Consider the following 22,528-nt stretch of genomic DNA (forward strand, 5'->3'; position numbering starts at 1 on the left):
GCCCGGCGGCCGTGACGCCGTCCGCACCGCCCGCTGAAGGAGTGACAGCTCATGTCCGCACCAGCGCCGTCCTCGCTGGCCATCGTCGATGCCGAGCCCCTGCCCCGGCAGGACGAGGTCCTCACCCCCGCGGCCCTCGCGTTCGTGGCCGAGCTGCACCGCCGGTTCACGCCCCGGCGCGACGAGCTGCTCGCCCGCCGCGGTGAGCGCCGTGCCGAGATCGCCCGCACCTCCACGCTGGACTTCCTGCCGGAGACCGCGGCGATCCGCGCGGACGACTCCTGGAAGGTCGCGCCGGCCCCGGCCGCGCTGAACGACCGCCGGGTGGAGATCACCGGTCCGACCGACCGCAAGATGACCATCAACGCCCTGAACTCGGGCGCGAAGGTCTGGCTCGCCGACTTCGAGGACGCCTCCGCCCCCACGTGGGAGAACGTCGTCCTCGGCCAGCTCAACCTGATGGACGCGTACAACCGCTCCATCGACTTCACCGACCCGAAGTCCGGCAAGTCGTACGCGCTGAAGCCGGCCGGCGAGCTGGCGACCGTCGTGACCCGCCCGCGCGGCTGGCACCTGGACGAGCGCCACCTCCAGCTCGACGGCACCCCCGTGCCCGGCGCGCTGGTCGACTTCGGCCTCTACTTCTTCCACAACGCCCAGCGTCTGATCGACCTCGGCAAGGGCCCGTACTTCTACCTGCCAAAGACGGAGTCGCACCTGGAGGCCCGCCTCTGGAACGACATCTTCGTCTTCGCGCAGGACGAGCTGGGCATCCCGCAGGGCATCGTCCGCGCCACGGTCCTGATCGAGACGATCACCGCCGCGTACGAGATGGAGGAGATCCTCTACGAGCTGCGCGACCACGCCTCCGGGCTGAACGCGGGCCGCTGGGACTACCTCTTCTCCATCGTCAAGAACTTCCGCGACGGCGGCGCCAAGTTCGTCCTTCCGGACCGCAACGCGGTGACGATGACCGCCCCGTTCATGCGGGCGTACACCGAACTCCTCGTCCGCACCTGCCACAAGCGCGGCGCCCACGCGATCGGCGGCATGGCGGCCTTCATCCCGTCCCGCCGCGACGCCGAGGTGAACAAGGTCGCGTTCGAGAAGGTCAAGGCCGACAAGGACCGCGAGGCGAACGACGGCTTCGACGGCTCCTGGGTCGCCCACCCCGACCTCGTCCCGATCGCCATGGCCTCCTTCGACGCGGTCCTCGGCGAGAAGCCGAACCAGAAGGAGCGCCTGCGCGAGGACGTCTCGGTGGCGCCCGGCGACCTCATCGCCATCGACACCCTGCACGCCAAGCCCACGTACGAGGGCCTGCGCAACGCCGTCGCCGTCGGCATCCGCTACATCGAGGCCTGGCTGCGCGGCATGGGCGCGGTCGCCATCTTCAACCTGATGGAGGACGCCGCCACCGCCGAGATCTCCCGCTCGCAGATCTGGCAGTGGATCAACGCGGACGTGGTCTTCGAGAACGGCGAGCACGCCACCGCGGACCTGGCCCGCAAGGTCGCCGCCGAGGAACTGGCCGCGATCCGCACCGAGATCGGCGAAGATGCCTTCGCCGCCGGCCAGTGGCAGGAAGCCCACGACCTCCTCCTCCAGGTCTCCCTGGACCAGGACTACGCGGACTTCCTGACGCTGCCGGCGTACGAGCGGCTGCGCTGACGCCGGTTGCGTGCCCCTCCGCTCCCGGTGCCATGCGGCGCCGGGAGCGGAGGGGTGCCCGGTGCGGCACGCGGAGCCGACCCCCGAGAACAGGAATCGGAGCAGGCAGCGTGTTGCGAATCGTGCGCACAGTCACCCGACGATCGGCAGGAAGGACGGTACCGGGTCCGCGAGCTGGGGCCGGGCCCGACGGCTCCGGTGACCAGAACGGTACCGACGAACGTGCGGACTCGGGGCCCGTGCCCGCGGAGCCCTTCAACCGCCGCATCGAGGTTCTGGTCGCCGTGGTCGACAGCCCGGACGAGACGAGCCTCGCGGCACGACTCCTGGAGGGGCATGGGTGGTCGGTGCGTCCGTGGCTTACCCGCGACGACAGCACGGACACCTCGGAGCTCGGCCCCGGCCGTGTGGGGCTGCTGGTCGAAGTCCGGTTGCACGGTGCGCGCTTCGGCGCGGTGCAGGCCGCAGTCTCAGAGATCGAGAACCTGGCTCGCCGACACCAGGCAGGTATGTGGGTGCTGGACGCGGTCCTCATCGAGCACGACCTGGCCCACGACTTCCGTGCCGTGTTCCACGCTCACCGTCGGCTCCCGCAAGCATCCACCCCGTCGCGTTCCCGGAGCCCTCGGGCCTGGATCCCGGCCTTGCGCACTTCGCTGGGCCTGATCTCCACGGTCCGCATTCTCAAGCAGACCCGACGCCCTTCCGTCGAGGCGCTCGAACAGCATCTCGAGGCAGGCGCGCTCACTGGACGCCCGCACGACCCACGAAGCCTCCAACTACGCGTTCCTATGGGCATGCAGGGTCGGGACCCCGATGAACCACCGCCGGTCCCGGTGTCGGTCTGGCGCCTGGCGGGCCCCGTGCTGGCGGGCCTGGTACTGGCGAGCGCCTGCGGAATCGCTGCGGCGGCCTCGGGCGGCCTGTTGATGCTCGTACCGCTTCTCGCGGCATGCGCACTGGTGTGGCCCGTAGGCCATGAGCTCACCAACCGCAGGGAGGAACAGCCCGGCGCCGTCACTTTGGCCTGGGGCACCGCGGCTGTCATGCCGATGACCGTGGCCGGCGTTCTACTGACCCTCACGATGCCCGGCCCCCCTGCGCAAGTGGCGCGCGTGACGGCGTACGCGGCGCTCGGGGTGACTCTCTGTGTCCTGATCCTATACGGACTGGGGTACGCCTTGGTCCACTCCTGGTTCAGCCGCAACGCCAACTGGGCCGTACCTGCTCTCGTCCCCGCCCTCGCCCTGAGCCTGCCCTGGTTCGGGGGTCTGCTGCACACCGTGTATCTCAAGGAGGGATTCGACATCCCCTCCGACACCGTCCAGGTCTCGGTGTACTGGACCTACGCAGCTTCGCTCAAGCCCGTCGGGATCGCGCTCGGACTTTCGGCAGTGGTGCTGGCCATCGCCGGCTGGATGCGCCACTACCACCAGTGGGTCCACGCGCGGGGCATGGTCCGGATCGGCGTTCCCCTCATGACCGTCTTCGTCATCGGGATCTCCCTGACCGCCGGACTCGTCGGCTCGGAAGCGGCCGCGAACCGGGCACGTGCGGCTGCGGCGTCCGGCAAGGTCCCTGCCGCGTACTACGGAGCCCAGGGCCGACTCGTCTGTGTCAGGCCTCTGTCCGAGGAGATCCCTGTGTTCAACGGCCCGCTTGCCACCACGCTCCCCCTACTCACGTTCGGCACATCCGGCGACCGCCTATGGCTGTGGGACTCCCAGCGCGACGAGTCACTGTCCGTCCGGCTTGAGGACGTGGTCGTTACGCAGGCCGGGACGAGCGCCTGCGGCTGAGGCTGTGCCGGACGACGCGTGGAGGGCACGACGTACGCGCCCTCCACGTAAACTCACGAGGCCGGGGAGTCGAGCCGGACGTTCTCGCGGGCGAACATCCCAGGCCCTGGGCGCCGGCACCGTGGATTCGACTATCGGCAGCGGCACCCTTCGGCGAGCGCCGGCGGAGCGAGTTCCCGCATGGCCGCCTGCTCGGACTCCGAGATGCACGGCAACTGACGTGCGAGTACGTCGAAATGCTGGTGGCCGCGCCATGCGTCGTGGTCGCCCACCACGAACAGTCGCCGACGCGCACGGCTCACCGCGACGTTCAGCAGGTTCGGGGCGGAGGCCGCCCAGGCGCGCGGCCCCGCCTTGTCCCCGCCTGCGCCGAGGACCAGCAGCACTACATCGGCTTCCTTCCCCTGGGTCGTGTGCACCGTGCCCACCCTGTCGCGGGGGACGATCCGGCACAGGCTGCGGCGGAGTCCGGCCACGACATCCCGGAACGGGCTGATGACGAAGAGCTCACGCTCCGGGTCGAGACCCCGATCGACCAGCCGGTGCACGATGACGTTCGCGCAATCGCCCTCCTCCGGTGACCACTTGCCGTGCGATGCGCGCCCGCCACTCACCGGCCACCACACGCCTCGCCGGGCCACCGCGTAGTCGTCGTCCCGGTGCACCCCGTGCACCATGAGTCCGTCGTAGGCGATCGCGTTGCTGATCGTGAACATCGGGTCGTCGCAGCGTCGGTGCACGCGCAAAGGCGATCCCACCCACACGCGATCGTCTTCCGAGCCGTCCGGCGCGGGCAGCCAGGTGCCGTAGGTGTTCAACCGGTCCGCGACGCGCTGCGCCGAGGTACGGGACGGCTCCCACTCCTCCGCCACGCCGAAGGTGCGGCGAAGTGCCTGCTGTCCCGTGTGCGGCAGTGTGACCACCGGCTCCAGTTGCAGAGGATCGCCCACGATGACGCCCCTGCGCGCCCGCCACAGAGCACCCACCGGCATCTGGGCAGTTGCCTGGCCGGCCTCGTCGATCAGCATCCAGCCGAGCGACCGGGGCCCCAGGCCCGCGAACATCCGGTCCAGTGAAGCGAACGTGGTGGAGACGACCGGCAGCGCGAGGAAGAGGTTCTGCCAGGCCGCCAGCACCACCTCCGGCTCGAGAGTCTTGGGGGCGTCGCCGCACAGGACGTCCATCGCGGCGTCCAGATTCTTGCGCATCCGGTCGGCCGCGCCCTCGATGAAAGCACGGTGCAGATCCATCGCGGCGAGAAAGAGCCGGGTGCGCGCCTGGGTGAACGCGGGATCGGACCAGGGCGAGGAGAGCTCTCTGGCGTCCTCCTCCGTCCGCTCACCGCGCGCTTCCCGGCCCGGAATGAAGGTGTCCCAGCGATCGAGAGCCGCCTCCGAGGTGGCACGGAGCTGTGCATGGTGCCCTTCCGCCGCTCGGAGACCCCTCCTGGCTTCCTCCAGGACACCTCGGTGGGCGGCTTCGGCCCGGTCGTACGCGGCGGCCGTCCGTGTGTGTTCCTCATACGCCGCCCGGGCTGCCTGCTCCGCTACGGCCAGCAGCTGATCCTCCGCCTGCCAGTCGCGCTGCGCCGAGCCGAGGGTGAAGATGCCCGCGGCCACGCCCGGACGGTGCCGACGGTGCTCCGCCCTCCTGCCCGCAGGGCCGGCGAGGTCCATCTGTGCTCTACCGCGAGCCGCACGGGCCTCCGCAGCCGGCTGCCGGAGTGCGTCGACGTCTCGCTGAGCGCTGAGAACCGCCTCCCGTGCGGTGGTGACGGCCGCCTCCGAACCAGTGAGGTCCAGAAGTGCCTCATACGCTCGCTGACGCTCGTCCCGCAGGTCCTGGACCGTCTGCCGCGCGGCCCGGAACCGGATGACGTACTCCCGCCACCCCATCAGGTCGAAACCGCGCGAAGCGGCCGTCCTCAGCGCGTCGCGCATGCCTTCGCCACGCTCGGCCCGCTCCTCCTTCGGCGGGCCGAACCAGTACTTGTTACGGAAATCCGAACGGTTCCCCTTGTTGCCGAGCTTCGCGGCGAGGGTCCCCCACGACGGTGCGCCGTCGAGGAGGAGGCGACCCTGGTCCGGGAAGAAGGAGGCTGCCTCCCGCCACTCCGCCGCGACGGATTCGAGCGCCGGAATCTCCTTGGAGACGTTTTCGACAGCACCGTTGTTGGCCGACGCGATCACCATCTCGAACCCCGTCAGCTCCGGTCTGAGCGAGGCGACGGACCGCTGATAGGTACCGGTGCTCCAGCGGTGCGGCCGGCCGGTGAACGCGTCTTCGGGCCGCCGGAGTTCGGACAGCTTCTCCGCCCTCATGACAAGCACGGAAGCGATGAGGTCCCGCAACTGTGTCGTCTTGCCGGTGCCGGGCGGGCCGTTCACCGCGTACACCCCTTCGGTGTCGGCGAGTTGCGCGACGATCCGGTTCACTGCGAACTGCTGGCTCAGGACCAGTGGGTGCTCCGTCTTCGCGGGCCAGCGCCCGAGCGGAAAATCGGCAGGCTGCACACCGGCGATCACCGCTTCGGGTTCGTGCTTGAGGTCGACGCGCGTACGGCTGCGCAACGCTGACGAGGCGGTCAGATAGTCCCGCAGCGCAGGCCCCGGATCGTCCTTGCCGAGGCTTCCCGCGACGAGGTCGAGGTCCGCGGCGATGAAACTGTTGAGGAAGTCCGACCCGCCCGACCGGCCGGCCTTCCGCCTGGACACCGACTTGCACTGGACCCGAATCGTCTCCGGCCGCAGGTCGTCGGCGACGCCGAACCGCTCGGCGACCCAGCGGGTGACCGCCGACAGGTCGCGCACGGTCAGCGGCTTCTCGCCGAGCCGGGGCGGGCCTTCGTCGTCATCCTCCGCATCGGCCGCGTCCTCGTCCAGCGGGCTGTCGTCCGACGAACCGTCGTCCTGACTGCCGGTGGAGCCCTGGGCGCCGCGGTCGGCCACGGCATCGACGGCGCCACTGACAGCACCGACCGCCAGGTCGCCGAGCACCGGCCCGAGCGCCGCGTTCAGGGCGCCGCCGACCGCGCCGACCGTGATCTCGCACAGCAACCCTGCGAAGGGCCGCTGCCGCCGCCCCGACGCCGGGTCCGAGATCGTCATTTTGCCGTCCCCGACGCCCAGCACCACGCCTTCGCACGCCTCGGCCTCTGTCTCAAAGCCGTCGAGCCAGCCTCGGGCACCTGGGCCGGGCTTGCGGCTGCGCCCCGTCGCCCAAGCGCACGCGGAGAACGTGATCGAGTCCTGGACGAGCAACCCTTCGTCGGTGACCTCGAAGGCCAGCAGAGCGCTGTCGCCGTCGACCCGGGCGTCGTGGTCCTCCTCGCTGCCGCCGAAAACATCGAGCAGGACATCCCGGACGGACGCGACCGGGTACACCCCGCAGTAGACGGTGTGCTGCCTGACCATGTTCCGGCCAAGGCTCCGCCGCCGTACGGGATGCCCGTCCTCCCACGGCAGCGGGCGCCCGGATTCCACGGGGTACACGCCTTTCGGCGGCGAGGCCTGCTCCACTTTCTGCGGGCTGAACATCTCCACCGCCCGCCAGTAGCGCACGATGTCCGCCCTACGCCGCCGCTCGCTGCTCGCCGCCATGCGGCCCGCCCCCTCTTTCCGGTCCGCCAGGAACGATCACCCTAGTCAGCTTCGTGCGGGGTGCGGAGGGGGCGTTGGCGCATTCGCGACGTCAGGTCGGTGTCCGCTGTGCGTGGGCGGCGACGGGAGGCGGACGCGCGTCGGGAACGGAGCGCGGCCGAGCAGTACTGACGCCACCGCAAAGGGAGGCCGGCCCGCTCGGACGGAGGCCCTTGTTGTGATGCTCTGGCCCCGAATCATGTCCGCCGGATAGTGTGTTCGCCGGGGCCGATTGAGCTAACTCCGGTGAGCTACAGCGGCGTTGAGCACCGACGCCGGGGGGGAGAGCTCATGGCTGGTTGGTGGCGAAAGAAGTCCGCGCCGGAGAGAGGCGTGCCGGTGACGGGCGAGCCGGACTTCTCGGCCGGGTCGGTACGCGGGACGCTGCCTGCACATATCGACGGACCTGCCGGGCGGCGGGCGGTGACGCTCGCCGTGCACGATGACGGCGTGGTGCTGACCGACGGCGATGAGCGCCGCACCTACCAGTGGTCGGAGGTCGCCCATCTGTGGCACGCCAACGACATGGAGGGCGAAGCGGCCGACGGTGTGATGATCACGAAGTGGCTGCATGAACTGCTGCTGGAGTTCACCGACGGCACGGTCGTGGGCTCACTGCTGGCCGACCCGCCCGTCACCACACCGGAGCCCGCCTTCCGCACCGGCCGGTTGTCGTCCTCGCCGCCCTCCGGCATCGCCTCGCTGATGCAGCGCGTCAACACTCCGGTGACCGAACTGCACCTCGCCAGGGCGAAGGCGACACTCGCGGCCGGCGGCCAGGTGGTTTTCGGCCCGCTGACCGCCACGGCGGACGGGCTGCACCATGACGGCACGAAGATCCCCTGGCACACCATCACCTCCTGCCGCTACAGCTTCGTCATCTTCTCCGAGGACGAGGAGGAACTGGGCGCGATGCTCCGCATGGAGTACGAGGTCGAGGGCGGCGCGCACGGATTCCCGTTCGCCTGGCTGCGGATACCAGCGCTCGACGTCCCGGACCTGGATGTCCTGGTACGGCTCGCCGAAGAGAGCCGCACCTGAGCAGCGGTGACCCGGCCACGATCGGCCACACGACTTCGCGGGACACCATCACCGCTCCCCGCTACGACCGGCAGCCTGCTCAGCCGGTGAGTCAAAACCTTCGCATAAGTGCGGCGCTTCAGCCCGCCCGGATAGACGTGACCTCGTGGACCATCGCCGCGCTCGTCGCCAGGCCGTTGCAGGTGAGTTGGCGGGGTGGGGTGCGGTGAGCGGTGACTTCCACGTCGTACGGGGTGGTGCTCGGGGCGGGGCCGGTGAGGCGGATGAGCCAGCGGGGGCCGGCGCGGGTGGTGCCGGCGACCGTGTAGGCGTGGCGGGCGGCCGGGCCGTTGCGGGCGAGTACGGCGGCGACGGCGGCCTGCTGGGCGGGGAAGAGGTCGGTGTAGCCGCGCAGGTGGGCGGCGTGGACGCGGCCGGCGAGGTGCTGTTCGACCACGGCGACGGACGTGGCGGCGTCCAGGCCGCCGTAGTAGACGCCGTCGGGGGCGACGAGGACGTTGGCGGCGAAGCGGTCGCCGCCCACGTGGGTGCACTCCCACACCAGGTCGGGCCACCGCTCGCTCAGCGCGCCGGCCACCGGGCGTCCGCGCACGGCGCAGCACGTGTCGTGGCGGCCGTGGGTGCAGACGAGGACGACGGGCGGGAGGCCCGTCTCCCCAGGTTCCCCGGGCGCTTCGAGTACGTCGGCGACGCGGGCCAGGTCCTCGTCGCGTTCCCAGGTCCCCCACTGCTGGCGGTGGGCGCCCGTGGCGTCGTACCGGAGTACGGCCCAGCGGCGGGGGCCCGGCCTCCGGGCGCGGCGGCCGTGGCGTCGGATCAGGAGGATGCGGGCCCGGACCGACCGGGCCGCCTCGAAGAGGAGGGACTGGGCGACGGGGTCGAGCGGCAGGCCGTCGTAGCCGTTGGCGGGCCAGGGCGCGTGGTGTTCGAGGAGGACCCAGACGAGTCCGTACGGAGCCGTGCCCGGGAGGGCGTCGCCGCGGGCCCGGGCGGCGTCGGCGCAGAAGAAGCGTTCCGCGCTCACTGAGCGGCCGGGACGAGGACGCCGGCGCGCAGCAGCCTCTCCGCGCAGGCGAGGCCGAGGTCGCCGGCGGTGCGCACCCCGCCGGCGAGCAGGCGGTCCAGGGCCGGCAGGTCGGCGTCCGGGAAGTCGAGCCGGCCCACCCGGGTCACCAGGCGCCGGCCTTCGAGGCGGGCCTCCAGCGCGTCCCGCAGCCGGACCGGGGTGCCGGGGCCGAGCCCGTCCACGGCGGCGAGCTGGGCCAGCGGGCCGAGCGGGGCGGGGCGGGCCTGGGCCCGCCGGGTGCGGTGGAAGTGCGGGGCCGGGTCGGCCCCGGCGAGGGCGGCTCGGAGGCGTTCGCGTACCGGGGCGGCCTCGGCGGCCGGGTCCGTCACGGCGAGCGGCAGGGAGCCGCGCATCCACGGGTCATCGCGCAGTTCCGCGAGGGCGGCGCGCATGAGCTGTTCGGCCAGGGCGTACCGGGTCCAGGCGTGTACGCCGAGCGTGAGGTGGACCGAGACCTCGCCCTGTGCCTCGGCCGCGTGCAGCCAGCCGCGCGGCAGGTAGAGGACGTCGCCCGGCTCGAGCACCGTGTCGAGGTACGGCTCGCCCCCGGCGGCCTCGGCGACGGCCCCGCGGTGGTCGGTCCAGGGCTGGTCGCGCAGCGGGTCCCGGTGCACGGGAGGGTGGACGATCCAGCGCTTGGTGCCCTCGATCTGCAGCACGAAGACGTCGTGGACGTCGTAGTGGGCGTCGAACCCGCGGTTCTGCGGCGGGGTGACGTAGGCGTTGGCCTGCACCGGGTGGCCCAGTTCGGCGGCGAGCGCGGCGGTGAAGTCGCCCACGGGGGCCCAGGTGCGGTGGAGGGCTTGCAGGACGAGGGTGGCGCCGTCGGCGAACTCCCGCCACAGCGCGGTGTCGTCGGCCTGGTCGGCGATGGTGGCGCCCACCCCGGCGGGCGAGGTGAACGAGGCGTCGGGGAGCGTGGCGCCGTTCTTGGCGACGCGGAGGAACGGCGTACGCAGTCCGCGCCGCGAGACGAGTTCGTCCACGGCGCCGGCCGAGAAGAGGTCGGAGAAGTCACCGGCCCGGCGGGTGAGCAGGGCCGTACGGGCCCAGATGTCACGGGCGAACGTCTCCCGGCTGGTGCCGGGTGTCAGACGTGATGCCAGGACCCCGGGGGCCGCCTTCGCGGCCCGGGGGTCCTGGATGCCGGCCGGGGACGTACTCAAGAACGGTCCGCGCCGCCGTCGGCCCCGCCGTCGTGCACACCGGGGGTGCCTGCCGCGCCACCGTCCGCCGGACCCTCGGCGCCACCGTCGGCACCGCCGTCGTGGACGCCCGGCGTACCCGCAGCGCCACCGTCCGCCGGACCCTCGGCGCCACCGTCGGCACCGCCGTCGTGGACGCCCGGCGTACCCGCAGCGCCACCGTCCGCCGGACCCTCGGCGCCACCGTCGGCACCGCCGTCGTGGACGCCCGGCGTACCCGCCGCACCTCCGTCCGCAGGGCCTTCCGCCCCACCATCGGCACCGCCGTGGTGGACGCCCGGCGTACCCGCCGCACCTCCGTCCGCAGGGCCTTCCTGCTGGTTCGGGTCCTGGTCGGGACTGGTCATGGTTCCTCCCGCGCATCGAATGGCTGGGGGCCGGACCCCGTACCGGATCCGGTGGTGAGGCACGGCGGTGCCACGAGGGGCACCGCCGCGACCAGCCTACCGCTATGTGCGTTAAGTCTCGATTTGAGGAGAATGACCAGGTGAGGGCTACTTCAGACCGTTGTCCAGGGCGCCCATCAGCGTGCCCTGGGTGGTGTCGCCCGACATCTCCCAGACCATGACGCCGAGCAGCCCCTTGTCCTTCACGTAGTCGGTCTTCTTTCCGATGGACCAGGTGTCATCGAAGGACCACCACTGGCTACCGGTGTAGCCGTACGTGGAGACGGACTGTTCGTCGTGATGGACCGTCATCGTCGGATAGGCGCCGATGAGGTTCGAGTAGCCCCGGGTGCCGGCCTCCTCGGCGAACTGCCCGGGGGCCGCACCGCCGGCCGGCTGCCACTCGCCCGCGACGCCGCCGTCGGTGACGCCCTGCCAGCCCCGCCCGTAGAAGGGGATGCCGAGGGTCAGCTTGCGGGGTTCGACGCCCGCGTCGGTGTACGCCTTGATGGCGCTGTCCGCGCTGAAGTGGAAGTCGTACGGGTCCTGGGTGTCGTTGTGGAGGTTGGCCTGGTGGCCGGTGCGGTTCGGCTCCCAGGAGTTGTCGCTGCCGGAGCCGTGGAAGTCGTAGCCCTGGACGTTGGCGACGTCGAGGGAGTCGAAGACCTTGGCCAGGTCCCAGCCCTCGTCGATCTTCTGCGGGTCGGCGGGGGTGAAGGCGGTGAGGAGGCGGTGGCCGCCGCCCAGCGCGTCGAGCTGCTTGCGGAACTCGGCGAGCAGCAGGGTGAGGTTGTTCTTGTCGTCGGGCGAGTAGTGGTTGCCGGGATGTCCGGTGCCGGTGCCCGGCCACTCCCAGTCGATGTCGAAGCCGTCGAAGATGCCGGCCGCGCTGCCGGGGCCGCCCGCGCCGTTGTACTCGGGCAGGTTGCCCTTGATGTACATGTCGATGCAGGAGGAGACGAACTTCTTGCGGGCTGCGTCGGTGGCGGCGACGTCGGAGAAGTACTTGGAGTACGTCCAGCCGCCGAGCGAGACCACGATCTTCAGGCCGGGGTGGAGCTTCTTCAGCTTCTTGAGCTGGTTGAAGTTGCCGCGCAGCTTGCCCCAGCCGTCGTCGGCGACTCCGTCCACGGACTGGGCGGCGCTGAACGGGCGGGCGTAGTCGGCGTCCGCGTCGCCCGCGCCGGTGCCCTGCTCGGGGTCCTGCGGGTCGGCGGTCGTGCCCTTGGTGACGCCGTTGAGGCAGGTGAGGTTGTTGGGGTCGATGTTGGCGAAGGCGTAGTTGACGATGTCGAGCTTGGCGGCGGCGCCGGAGGTCTCCAGGTTCTTGACGAAGTACTGGCGGCCGTAGATGCCCCACTGGACGAAGTAGCCGACCTTCGCGTAGTTGCCGGCGCCGACGATGTCGTCGGTCTTCACGGTGAGGGCGCTGCTCGCGGGCGAGGCGTTGTCGGCGGGGTCCCGGGCCTTCACGGTGAAGGTGTACGAGGTGGAGGGCGAGAGGCCGCCGACGGTCGCGGTGGTCGTGGTGCCGGAGACCGTGGTGGCGAGGGCGGAGCCGCGGTAGACGTCGTAGGCGGCGACGCGCTGGTTGTCCGTCGACGCGGTCCAGGCGAGCGTCACGGACGAGGAGTCGGTGGCGGTGGAGCGCAGGGCGCCGGGGGCCGTCGGGGCGGAGGTGTCGGTGGCCGGGTCGACGGTGGTCACGGTGAGCGGGGCGCTCTCGGCGGAGACGTTGCCCCGGGTGTCCTTGGCCCGGACGGTGAAGGCGTACGCGGTGGCCGGGGTCAGTCCGGTGACCGTCGCGGAGGTGGCCGCGGTGGCGGAGCCGACGACCTTGCCGCCCGCGAGGATGTCGTACGAGGCCACGGGGAAGTCGCCCGCGGTGGCGGCCGTCCAGGACAGGGACGCGGTACGGGCGGTGACGTCGGTCTGCTTCAGCCCGCCGGGCACACCGGGCGGCGCGTCCGCGGAGCCGTCGCACTTGTCGCCGTTGATCCGGCAGCCGGTCGGCGCCTTGATCGGGCCGGTGGCGACGAACCAGAAGCTGTACGGCTCGGTGGTGCTGTGCGCGGCGACCGTGCCGTTGTAGTGGGCGTTGACCGCGGTGAGGTGGCTGCCCCGGGTGGTGACGGTGCCGTTGTACGAGGAGCTGATGGCGACCCCGGCGGGCAGGTCGAACTCCAGGCTCCAGCCGGTGACGGCGGTGTCCGTGTCGTTGCGCAGGACGTAGGTGCCCTTCCACCAGGGGCCGTTGTCGGCGGAGGTGAAGGTCGCCGTGAGCTTGCCCGCCGCGTGCGCGGGGACGGCCTGGAGCGACAGGAGCGTGAGGAGGAGGCCGAGGACGGCGACCAGCGCGGTCGCCGTTCTCCGTCTGAGTGTCAGGTGCTCGAACATGGTTCTCCCTTACGGCAGGGACCGGTGAGGCGGTCCTCGGGGAGGTGCGGATGTCGTGCCATGGAGCACACGGGAAGGTAATTGGTCTGGACCAAGTCGTCAAGAGGTACAGACCACTTGGGATTCGGGCGCGCGGAACCCCTTCAAGCCCCGGCAACTGATGGCGCAGGTGTGCGAATTGCCCGGCGCCATGGTTAGGATCACCGACGGCAAGGCTGTAGCGCAGAGGTCGTCGCGCCCAAGCAGCAAGCTGGAGGACGTCGGTTCGAATCCGACCTGTCTTGCCACCTTTTCGTAGAGGAGAGTCGACGGAGTCGGTTCGTCCCGAGCGGGCGGAGCGCACGGTCGCCCTCCCCCACCGGGACCCGGCCCGACGGGGGACTGAGGGGTAGGCGATGTCGCAGCCGATGCCGGTGCGCTGTCCGGCCATTGAACATCCGGACCTGCCCCTCGCCGATCCGGAAATGCTCATCCCGCTGCTCGCCCGGCTGGCAGCGGACGAACCCGTCGCGGCCGACGAGGCGTTCCCGCTGGGCGCACTGCGGGCGGACGGCCGGGTCGACCTGTGCAAGCAGGGCCTCGGCGCGGCCGGCGCGGCCCGGGTGATGCCCGCCGTCGCCCGCTCCCCGCACGCCACCCATCTCCTGCTCGGCACCAACTCCCTCGGAGACGCGGGCGCCTCGGCCGTCGCGGCGGCGGTCGGCGGCGAGCACGGGCTGCACACGCTGTACCTCGGCTGCAACCGCATCGGCGCCGACGGGGCCGCCGCGCTCGCCGCAGCCCTGGCCGACGACGCCACCGTCCGGGCCCTCTGGCTCAAGCGCAACCCCCTCGGGGACGCCGGGGTCCGCGCTCTGGTCCCGATGCTGCGCCGCAACACCGCCCTGCGCACCCTCGACCTGGTCAACACCGGAGTCACCGCCGATGGTCTGACGGCGCTGCTCGACGTCCTGACCACCCGTACGCGCCCCGTCGAGCGGCTGTTCCTCGGAGGCAACGGGCTCGGCGCCGACGACGCCCCGCTGCTCGCCCGGCTGATCCTGGACGCGGGAGTGCGCGAGCTCTACCTGCCGTCCAACCACCTCGGCGACGAGGGCGCCGCCGTGCTCGCGGCCGCCGCCGACCCCGCCCGGCCCGTCCGCCTCGGTCTCGGCGGCAACGGCATCGGGCCCGCCGGAGCCCGCGCCCTCGCCGGTGCCCTCGACGGGATCGAGGCGCTGGACCTGGGCCGGCCGCCCTCGGAGCGCAGCCTCGGCGCCCCGCCCAACGCCACCGGCGACCTCGGCGCGGCCGCGCTGGCCGAGGCGCTGACGGGCAGTCCGCTGCGCCGCCTGGAGCTCAGCCACACCGGGCTCACCGGCCGCGGGGCCAAGACCCTGCTGGCCGCGGTCGGGCGCGGCTCCCGGCTGGAGTACGTGGGGCTCGGCCCCGGCCTGCCGCGCCGGGTGAAGCGCTCCTTCGCAACGCTGCTGCGCCCGGACGGCGGCGCCCACGCCGACCTGCGCGCGGTCAGGAGCCTGTACCGATGAGCGCGCGGGACACCGTACGGTTCCTCGGCTCGCAGGACGCGTCGAGCTGGCGCCAGGTCCGCCGCTACGCGGTGCCACGCACCATGATCGAGGCCTCGGCAGCGCGCCGGGCGGCCGGTGACTGGCAGGGGGCCTGCGCGGCGGCCGGCTTCGACGTGCGCGTCGACCTCGAGAAGGTCGCCGCCCGCTACGGCACCCCGGTGGCCGACGCCGTTCTCGACGACCTCCGCGACCTGGTGCCGGACCTGCTGCGCTGGCATCTGCCGCGGATCCTCGCCGGGCGCTCGACGCTGGCCACCGACCGGACCGTGCTCCTCGCCGGCTACGGCTCCGGGGCGGACGGCCCGGACGCCGGCAGCACCGCGTACCTCCAGCTGCGGACCGTACCCATGGTCGACGGCCCCCAGCGGGTCCTGCTCCGGGTCGGACCGCAGCGGCGCCGAGCCGCGTCCGGCGGCACCGACGACTGGCGGAGCCTCGGACACCTGTGGCGCGCGAGCCGGGCCGGCGAGCTGCGCGAACGGGCCGGCGGCGCGCACCGGTTGCCGTTCCTCGACGCCGACGGCTCACCGCTCCCGGCGGACCGGCTGCCGGACCGGAACCCGGGCCCCGGCGACCCGGTGGCCCGCGCCGAGTGGCTGCACCTGGTGTACCGCGAGGGCCGGGTCGCCGACGCGCTGGCGGAAGCGGGGATCGAGTGGGATCCGACGCCTCCGCAGATGCCCTCGTACTACCGGACCGCTCCCGAGACGATCGTGTCGGCCCTGAACCTGGACCTGGCCCGGCTGGAGGCGGAGGTCCGGCGGTTCGCCGCGCTCGGCACGGCGGAACGGTTCCAGATCGGCCAGGACTGGCGGGCGCGCGCCCTGCTCGACTTCACCCGTCCGGGGCTCGGCGGCCGGATGCGGATCAGGATCGTCGACCGCGAGGCCGCCGGGAGCGCGCCCTTCCTGCCCGCTGCGGTCTGGCGCAGGCCACCCGACCTGGAGCTGCTGGCCGACGGCTTCCTGACCCCGTCCGAGTTGCATCCGCTGGTGGGCGAGGCGCTCTTCCCCGGTCACCGGGGGCCGTTCGGGCCGCCTGGGCTCACGCCGCCCGCTCCGGTGCGGGTGCGCTGCCGCGGCGACTGGCATCTCGTGCGGTTCCGGGACGGGGCGCTGGACTCCCCGCACAGCGCGCAGGAGCGGCAGCGCGAGAACGCCCTGCGCGCGTTCGGCGGCGCGGTCACCGGCTGCTTCGCCGTGGAGCACGCCTGCCGCACCGGCACCGGCCGCCTGCCCAAGGCCCTGGCCGCCCAGCGCCGCGACCTCTTCCTGCGCGCCCAGCACGGGGACACGGCCGGGGTCGTCGCGCTCCTGGACGCGGGCGTCGACCCGCACCTCCGGGACGGCGGCCGCCACACGCTGCTCCACGTCCTGCCCCTGATCGACCACACCGTGCTGCTGCCCCGGCTGCTGAAGGCGGGCCTGGACCTTGAGGCCCGGGACCACCGCCATCGCACCCCGCTCAGCGTCGCGGTCTCGGGCCGCGGCTCGGCGGAGCTCGTACGGGCGCTCCTCGACGCGGGCGCGCGCACGGACGTGACCGACCAGACGGAACTCTCCCTCGAACAGATGATCCGCAAGTACCGGCGGACCGATCTGGGGTTCCTCGCGGAACGGGTGCTCGCGGCCCACCCCGACATCGGGGCGGAGTGGTGGGACGAGTGGAACGAGGACGACGAGGACGAGGACGACGACGAGGAAGGTGAGGACGCGTGAGCACCATGGCACCCGGCGTCCCCTCACAGGCGCCGCACCCGCTGGACGCCGCCGACGCGCTCAACCAGCGGCTGCGCGCCACCCGCACGGAGACGGTCGACAGCCCCCAGCTGGCGGCGCTGGCCCTCGCGGTGACCGCGAATCAGCCGGTGCTGCTGTGGGGCGAGCCGGGCATCGGCAAGTCGGCGGGGCTCGAACAGCTCGCGGCGGGCCTCGGCCTGGAGCTGGAGACCGTGATCGCCAGCGTCCACGAGCCGTCCGACTTCGCCGGTCTGCCCGTCGTCGGTGACGACCCGGCCACGACCGGAGTGCCGATGGCGCCGCCGGACTGGGCGGTCCGGCTGGCAGGCCGGGGCCAGGGGCTGCTGTTCTTCGACGAGTTGTCCTCCGCTCCCCCGGCCGTGCAGGCCGCCCTGCTCCGCGTCGTCCTGGAGCGGCGGGTGGGCAGCCTGAAGCTGCCGGACGGCGTACGCGTCGTGGCCGCGGCCAACCCGCCGTCGAGCGCGGCGGACGGCTGGCACCTGAGCCCGCCGCTCGCCAACCGCTTCGTGCACCTGCACTGGACGCACGACCCGCGCACCGTAGCCCGAGGCATGGCCGGCACCTGGCCCGAGGCCGCCGTCCCGGTCGTCGACCCCGCGAGGGCGGCCGGTGCGGTGGCGCGGGCCCGGGGCGCGGTCTCCGGCTTCCTCACCGCGCGGCCGGGCCTCGTCCACCACCTCCCGGAGGACGCGGAGAGCCGGGGCAGGGCCTGGCCGTCGCCCCGGACCTGGGACATGGCGCTGCGGCTGCTCGCCACCGGGTACGCGACCGGCACCGGCCGGGAGGCCGTCGCCGCCGCGCTGACCGGGGCCGTCGGGGACGGGGCGGGCATCGAGCTGCTCTCGTACCTGGAGAACCTGGACCTGCCCGACCCCGACCGGGTGCTGGCCGACCCGGACGCCTTCGCCCTGCCCGACCGGGGCGACCGGCAACTGGCCTTCCTGATCGCGGTGGTGGCCGCCGTCCAGGCCGATCTCACCCGTCCCCGCTGGGAGGCGGGCTGGGCGGTGCTGGCGAAGGCCGTGGCGGCGGGGGTACCGGATGTGGCGGCGCGGGCCGCGGTCGACCTGGCGTCGATGCGGGACACCGACTGGCCGGTGCCGGAGGGCATCGACGCCTTCCTGGAACTGCTCCGGCTCTCCGGCGCGCTGCCGGGGAGCGGCTGAGCCGTGCCCGTACCCGCGCGGCTGGACCACACCAAGCTGCTGGCCGCGCGCTACCGGGCGGCGGGCGAACGGCCCTATCTCGCCACGGCGTTGTACGCGCTGTCGGTGGTGGAGAGCGACCGGGTGCCGACCATGGGCGTGGACCGGCACTGGCGGTGCTATGTGTCGCCCGCCTTCGTCGAGCGCACGCCCGTCGCGGAGCTGGCCGGGGTGTGGGTGCACGAGGTCGCGCACCTGCTCCGCGACCACCACGGCAGGGCCGCCCGGCTCCCGGCGGCCGATCAGCGCGACGCGCACCGGGTCAACGTCGCCCAGGACTGCGAGATCAACGACGACCTGATCAGCGACGGTCTGGCACTGCCCGAGAGGCGGATGGAGCCGGCGCTCTTCGGCCTGCCGAACGGGCAGCTCTTCGAGGCGTATCTCCCCGCGCTGCCGCCGGGCCCGCCGCCGCACAACTGCGGCTCCGGCGCGCACGGCCGCCCCGAGCCGTGGGAGCTGGCCGGGCCGGACGGGCCGTCGCCGGTGAGCGCGACCGAGGCGAAGGCGCTGCGGCGCCGGACGGCGGAGTCGATGCGGGCGCACCGGCGCACCCGGGGCAGCCTGCCGGAGGGCTGGCGGCGCTGGGCCGACGAGGTCCTGGAGCCGACCGTCGACTGGCGGCAGGCGCTGGCCGGTGCGGTACGGGAGGCGGCGGCCTGGGCCTCCGGGGCGGTGGACTACACCTACCGCCGCCCGTCCCGGCGCAGCGCCGCCCTGCGCGGCATCGTCCTGCCGAGCCTGCGGAGGCCGCTGCCCCGGGTGGCCGTCGTCGTCGACACCTCCGGCTCGATGGGCGAAGGGGAGTTGGCGGCCGCGCTGGGCGAGGTCACCGGCGTGCTCCGGGAGGTGGGCGTCCGGGGCAACCGGGTCTCCGTACTGGCCTGCGACGCCGATGTGCACGCCGTCTCGCGGGTGACGGCCACCGAGCAGGTCACGCTCGGCGGGGGCGGCGGCACCGACATGCGGGTGGGGATCGCGCGGGCGCTGGCCACCCCGGAGCGCCCCGGCATAGTGGTCGTCCTCACCGACGGCTGCACCCCCTGGCCGGACGAGTCGCCCTCGTGCCGGCTCATCGCCGCGCTCATCGGGACGGAGGCCCCGCAGCCGCCGTCGTGGATCGAGACGGTCCGGGTCCCCGGCTGACCATCAAGACGGTCCGCGTCCCCGGCCGGCCCCGGCGGGCGCCTCAGTCCCCGAGCACCACCGTGCGTACGGCGGAGAAGTCGCCCCACTTGCCGTCCGGCAGCTTGGCCCGGATCTTCATCGAGTAGCGGGTGCCGCGCGGGTCGGTGACGGTGAGCCGGTAGTGCGCGCGGCCGGCGGGCGGCTCGCCTCCCCAGACGATCGTGGTGGTCAGCCGGCCGTTCATGTAGAGCTGGTACGCGGGGATCTCGCCGCCCGTCTCCGGCTGCTTCCAGTCCAGGTCGACGGCGTACTCCTTGCCCTCCGCCTCACTGGTGATCCGCAGGTCGGTGGGGGCGGTGGGGGCGGGGGCGCCGGGGGCCGAAGCGGTGGTGACGTCGAGGCTGTTGCTGTCGGGCGAGGAGGCGTCGGCGGCGTCCCGGGCGCGGACCGTGAAGGTGTAGACGGTGCCGGGGCGCAGTCCGGTCAGCCGCGCGGTGGTCTGCGTACCGGGGACGCTATGGATGCGCGAGTCCTCCTGGTAGATGTCGTACGCGGTGACGCCGACGTCGTCCGTGGAGCCGCCCCAGGACAGGGTCGCGGCCCGGCTGCCGTCGGCCTTGCCCCGCAGCTTCACCGGCCGTGTCGGGGCCTGGTGGTCGGCGGGGGTCGGGGCGGGCGTGGTCACGGAGGCGGCGGTGCTCGGCGCGGAGAGGTTGCCGGCCGCGTCACGGGCGCGGACGGTGAAGGTGTACGCGGTGGAGGCGGTGAGGCCGTCGACGTCGATCATCACCCGGTTCGCGGGGACGGACTTGACCTTCTTGCCCTGGCGGTAGACGTCGTAGCCGGTCACGGCCGTGTCGTCGGTGGCCGCCTCCCACATGACGTGCGCGGAGGTGGCGCTGCTCGCCTGCGCGGTCACCCCGTGCGGCGCGGTGGGTTTCCCGGTGTCCGCCTCGGCCTCCGAGCCGCAGGCGGTCGTGAGCGCGGCGATGAGCAGGGCGGCGGAACAGGCCAACGCGGCATGCGTGTGGGGGGATCGCACGGTCTTGCCTTCCATCCGGGAGCAATGGTCCAGACCTGTATCGCACGCGGCGGGGGTCGCCGACAAGAGGACGGAGCGGAACCTTCCGCAATGTGCCGGTGTGCCCCGGGCCCTTTGTCCGGTCACCCGGCATGACCTGGACGAGGTGGCTTGCTCCGGTGGGGCCGGCCCCGGGGCCCGCTCGCAGGGGCGCTGCGAGCGGGCGCGGCTCTACAGGTCCGGGTGCTCGCCCGGTTCGGCGAGCCGGCTGATCTCCTTGGGCGACAACAGACCGGCGTAGGTGCGGACTTCGTCCACGTCGCCGTCGAGGTGGTGGAACCCGCCCTGCCCGTTGCCGTCCCGGCCGACCTGGAGCGCCCGGTAGGCGTTCCAGGCGTCGGTCGCGGAGTACGGAGCACTGTCGGCGAGCCTGCCGTCGACGAAGAGGCGGACCTCACCGGCCATGCTGTCGTACTGAACCGCGAGGTGGTGCGTGCCGTCGCCGTAGTAGAAGGCGCTCAGCGTGGTCGTCGCCGCCTCGGCGCTGTCGGCGTGGGCGAAGACGGCTTGCCAGGTGCAGTCGCTCCCCTGGTAGCGAAGGGTGAAGGCATCGGCCTCGTCACCGCCCTGGGCGAAGACCGCCATGTCCTGCTCGGGCAGCCACTCGTGCAGCCGTACCTGGGCCGTGACGGTGTAGCTTCGGTCGGTGTCGACCTGGTGGCCGTCGCTGTCGAGGTAGTCACCGTCGCCGTCGAGCGAGATGCTGCCCGCGCCGGTCAGCGGGTCGGTCGTGTCCAGGTGGGCGTCGCCGGAGAGGATGAGGCTCTGGCTTCCGCCGGCATCCGGCGTGTCGATGTACGAATCGTCGGTGCGCACGGTGTTCATCGCCCAGTACCCGGTGCGCTGCGGTATGCGGTGGCCGATGTCGGCGATCTCGTCGGGCTGCACGATCCGGTCCCAGACGCGGACGTCGGCGATGTCCCCGTGCCAGGCGCCGGTCCAGTGGATGCCGTCGTCCTCCAGTTCGCGCCCGATCTGGAGGTATCCCTGAATGGTGTCGGCCGGGACGGCCGCGTCGCCGGAAGCGGCGAGGACACCGTCGACGTAGAGCTGCGCGGTCCCGGTCTCCGGGTTGTAGACACCGGTGAGGTGGGACCAGTCGCCCGGCGTCGGGGAACCGCCCGTGACGCGGGTCACCCCGTCCGCCCCTGGGAGGGAGAAGGTGAAGGAGGGCTTCCCGTCCTCGCCGAGGACCGTGCCGAGGGTGAAGTCGGAGTGCGCCATGAAGCCGGTCTGGCTGACCGCTGTCATGCCCCGGTCGGCGTCCTCGGGACGGACCCACGCGCCGACGGTGAAGGTCTTGGTGGAATCCGCGGCCGTGGTCTCGGCCACGAGACCGGCGCCGTAGGAGCCGTCGAACGCCGCGGCACCCACGGCGGCCGTGCCGCTCGGCCCCTCGGCCCCGAAGGTGGCGCCCGGCTTCGCCCAGGCCGGCACCCCGCCGGCAGCCGCCTCGGCGGTCATGGAGCCCACGGGGTCGTCCAGCTTCCACCGGGCGACGTCGCCCGCGGGCGATCCGACCCGGATGAAGTACCGGGTGGGCTCGCTGACGTTCCCCGCCCCGTCGACCGCCTGGACCACCAGGGTCTGCACTCCCTTGGAGGGCGGCGTCAGCCGCACGGTCACCGGTCCCCCGGGCTCGTCCGGTCGCGCGGTGGACAGGGCCGACCCCTCGGGGAAGGCGTAGCGATACGCGATGACGTCGGCGGAGGACGAGGCGAAGGTGAAGCTCGCGTAGCGCCCCACGGCGTCCACCCACTCGTCGCTGCCGAGCGGTATGTCCGGCGAGGTGACCTGGGGCGCGGCCGGCACGTGGACGTCCTTGACGAACTGGCACCTGCCCTGGTGCAGCGAGTCGCTCCAGGGGCCGTACCCGTCGGCGTCCTTGGCCCGGACCCGCCAGCCGACCGGTCCCTCCGGGACCGTGTCCGGGACCGTCCAGGAGAACGACGACCCGTTGGCCTTGGCCGTGGTGGCGACCCGCAGAGGACTAGGCGACGTGGAGCCCTCGGTGTTCCAGGTGACCTCGAACTGCGCGCTGACCGGATCGCCGTCGGGGTCGTTCAGTACAGCCCGGAGGGTGGGTGAGGACCGCACCGCGGTCGGCGTGACCGCGTCGCAGGGCTGGTTCCCTGTGGTGAGTTGGTCGAGGGACGGCCGCGCGGGCCGCTGCCCGGACAGCGCGAAGGCGGGCAGCGAGGTGCCCACGGCCATCCCCACGGCGAGTACGACGGTCAGTGCGCGCAACCTGGTTCTTCGCAAGATACGACTCCCGATCGGTCGGAAGGGGACCCGCTTCATGGCATGGCCGAAGTGGGCGGCCCGCCGTCCGGCCCGTCCCCCCTCGCAGGTGAAGCGCCGTCAGCAGCGCTCCATCCGCCCCGTCGTGACCATATCGGCGGGGTGTGACAGCCGCTTCGATTTTCGGGCCGGCAGACGGAGGGCCGCCACACGACGGAGGTCACCCGCATCGCGTACGACACGGACCCGCCGGCCGGTCCGGCGGCGCTTGATCACCCTCGTCGGATCGTTCTGCGGGGACACGTGGTGCGCTGAGCGATGAGTCGCGGGCGGTCCGGC

At 72.7% G+C, this 22,528-nt stretch carries 14 protein-coding genes and 1 tRNA gene; 8 read left to right on the forward strand and 7 right to left on the reverse strand.

From position 1 onward, the window contains the following. Nucleotides 1–51 precede the first annotated feature (51 nt). Both aceB and BLW14_RS05100 read left to right on the forward strand, forming a co-directional pair. The gene (gene aceB / locus BLW14_RS05095; RefSeq protein ID WP_093704760.1) at nt 52–1,671 is read left to right on the forward strand and encodes a malate synthase A; all 1,620 of its coding nucleotides are present in this window, start codon (nt 52–54) and stop codon (nt 1,669–1,671) included. A 284-nt stretch (nt 1,672–1,955) separates the two neighbouring features. Further along, nucleotides 1,956–3,470 carry a hypothetical protein gene (locus BLW14_RS05100; RefSeq protein ID WP_143051993.1) on the forward strand — a complete coding sequence of 505 codons (1,515 nt, stop codon included), beginning with the start codon at nt 1,956–1,958 and terminating at the stop codon, nt 3,468–3,470. A gap of 131 nt (nt 3,471–3,601) precedes the next feature. On the opposite strand, the gene BLW14_RS34995 is transcribed toward BLW14_RS05100, so the two are convergent. Then, entirely contained in the window at nt 3,602–7,069 is a 3,468-nt protein-coding gene (locus tag BLW14_RS34995; RefSeq protein ID WP_093704764.1) for a DEAD/DEAH box helicase, read from the reverse strand. A 330-nt stretch (nt 7,070–7,399) separates the two neighbouring features. Here BLW14_RS34995 and BLW14_RS05110 point away from each other — a divergent pair, with 330 nt between their 5' ends. After that, complete coding sequence (locus tag BLW14_RS05110; protein WP_143051994.1) at nt 7,400–8,149, forward strand: hypothetical protein; 750 nt, start codon at nt 7,400–7,402, stop codon at nt 8,147–8,149. 118 nt (nt 8,150–8,267) lie between these two features. On the opposite strand, the gene BLW14_RS05115 is transcribed toward BLW14_RS05110, so the two are convergent. The 4 genes from BLW14_RS05115 to BLW14_RS05130 form a co-directional block, all read right to left on the reverse strand. Next, nucleotides 8,268–9,173 carry a sucrase ferredoxin gene (locus BLW14_RS05115; RefSeq protein ID WP_093704768.1) on the reverse strand — a complete coding sequence of 302 codons (906 nt, stop codon included), beginning with the start codon at nt 9,171–9,173 and terminating at the stop codon, nt 8,268–8,270. Beyond that, nucleotides 9,170–10,381 carry a cupin domain-containing protein gene (locus BLW14_RS05120; protein ID WP_093704770.1) on the reverse strand — a complete coding sequence of 404 codons (1,212 nt, stop codon included), beginning with the start codon at nt 10,379–10,381 and terminating at the stop codon, nt 9,170–9,172. The genes BLW14_RS05115 and BLW14_RS05120 overlap by 4 nt, the downstream gene beginning before the upstream one ends. Then, complete coding sequence (locus BLW14_RS05125) at nt 10,378–10,767, reverse strand: BatC protein (protein ID WP_093704772.1); 390 nt, start codon at nt 10,765–10,767, stop codon at nt 10,378–10,380. Before BLW14_RS05125 ends, BLW14_RS05120 begins: the two co-directional genes overlap by 4 nt. Nucleotides 10,768–10,914: 147 nt before the next feature. After that, nucleotides 10,915–13,203, reverse strand: coding sequence for a glycosyl hydrolase family 18 protein (locus tag BLW14_RS05130; RefSeq protein ID WP_093704774.1), 2,289 nt, complete (start codon nt 13,201–13,203; stop codon nt 10,915–10,917). A gap of 211 nt (nt 13,204–13,414) precedes the next feature. On the opposite strand from BLW14_RS05130, the gene BLW14_RS05135 reads away from it, so the two are divergent. From BLW14_RS05135 to BLW14_RS05155, 5 genes are all read left to right on the forward strand, one after another. Beyond that, a tRNA-Cys gene (locus tag BLW14_RS05135) sits at nt 13,415–13,490 on the forward strand. 108 nt (nt 13,491–13,598) lie between these two features. Next, nucleotides 13,599–14,732, forward strand: a complete 1,134-nt coding sequence (locus BLW14_RS05140; protein WP_093704776.1) for a leucine-rich repeat domain-containing protein — start codon at nt 13,599–13,601, stop codon at nt 14,730–14,732. Then, nucleotides 14,729–16,492: an ankyrin repeat domain-containing protein gene (locus BLW14_RS05145; RefSeq protein ID WP_093704778.1), complete on the forward strand. Its 1,764-nt coding sequence runs from the start codon at nt 14,729–14,731 to the stop codon at nt 16,490–16,492. Before BLW14_RS05140 ends, BLW14_RS05145 begins: the two co-directional genes overlap by 4 nt. Before the next feature lie 5 nt (nt 16,493–16,497). After that, a complete protein-coding gene (locus tag BLW14_RS05150; RefSeq protein WP_177154203.1) occupies nt 16,498–17,700 on the forward strand; it encodes an AAA family ATPase in 1,203 nt (400 codons plus the stop codon). Nucleotides 17,701–17,703: 3 nt separating this feature from the next. After that, nucleotides 17,704–18,885 carry a vWA domain-containing protein gene (locus BLW14_RS05155; RefSeq protein WP_093704782.1) on the forward strand — a complete coding sequence of 394 codons (1,182 nt, stop codon included), beginning with the start codon at nt 17,704–17,706 and terminating at the stop codon, nt 18,883–18,885. A gap of 43 nt (nt 18,886–18,928) precedes the next feature. On the opposite strand, the gene BLW14_RS05160 is transcribed toward BLW14_RS05155, so the two are convergent. Then, on the reverse strand, nt 18,929–19,924 hold the full coding sequence (locus BLW14_RS05160) for a fibronectin type III domain-containing protein (protein ID WP_093704784.1): 996 nt from the start codon (nt 19,922–19,924) through the stop codon (nt 18,929–18,931). A gap of 195 nt (nt 19,925–20,119) precedes the next feature. Continuing rightward, on the reverse strand, nt 20,120–22,195 hold the full coding sequence (locus BLW14_RS05165) for a LamG domain-containing protein (protein WP_093704786.1): 2,076 nt from the start codon (nt 22,193–22,195) through the stop codon (nt 20,120–20,122). Between the last annotated feature and the right edge of the window lie 333 nt (nt 22,196–22,528).

This window comes from Streptomyces sp. 2131.1, from assembly GCF_900105515.1.
GTDB classification, from domain to species: Bacteria; Actinomycetota; Actinomycetes; order Streptomycetales; family Streptomycetaceae; genus Streptomyces; species Streptomyces drozdowiczii.

Excerpts from the sequence above, each read along its gene's own strand:
- aceB (WP_093704760.1), top strand. The coding sequence starts at position 52 with ATGTCCGCACCAGCGCCGTCCTCGCTGGCCATCGTCGATGCCGAGCCC.
- BLW14_RS34995 (WP_093704764.1), bottom strand. The coding sequence starts at position 7,069 with ATGGCGGCGAGCAGCGAGCGGCGGCGTAGGGCGGACATCGTGCGCTAC.
- BLW14_RS05110 (WP_143051994.1), top strand. The coding sequence starts at position 7,400 with ATGGCTGGTTGGTGGCGAAAGAAGTCCGCGCCGGAGAGAGGCGTGCCG.
- BLW14_RS05125 (WP_093704772.1), bottom strand. The coding sequence starts at position 10,767 with ATGACCAGTCCCGACCAGGACCCGAACCAGCAGGAAGGCCCTGCGGAC.
- BLW14_RS05130 (WP_093704774.1), bottom strand. The coding sequence starts at position 13,203 with ATGTTCGAGCACCTGACACTCAGACGGAGAACGGCGACCGCGCTGGTC.
- BLW14_RS05140 (WP_093704776.1), top strand. The coding sequence starts at position 13,599 with ATGTCGCAGCCGATGCCGGTGCGCTGTCCGGCCATTGAACATCCGGAC.
- BLW14_RS05145 (WP_093704778.1), top strand. The coding sequence starts at position 14,729 with ATGAGCGCGCGGGACACCGTACGGTTCCTCGGCTCGCAGGACGCGTCG.
- BLW14_RS05150 (WP_177154203.1), top strand. The coding sequence starts at position 16,498 with ATGGCACCCGGCGTCCCCTCACAGGCGCCGCACCCGCTGGACGCCGCC.
- BLW14_RS05160 (WP_093704784.1), bottom strand. The coding sequence starts at position 19,924 with ATGGAAGGCAAGACCGTGCGATCCCCCCACACGCATGCCGCGTTGGCC.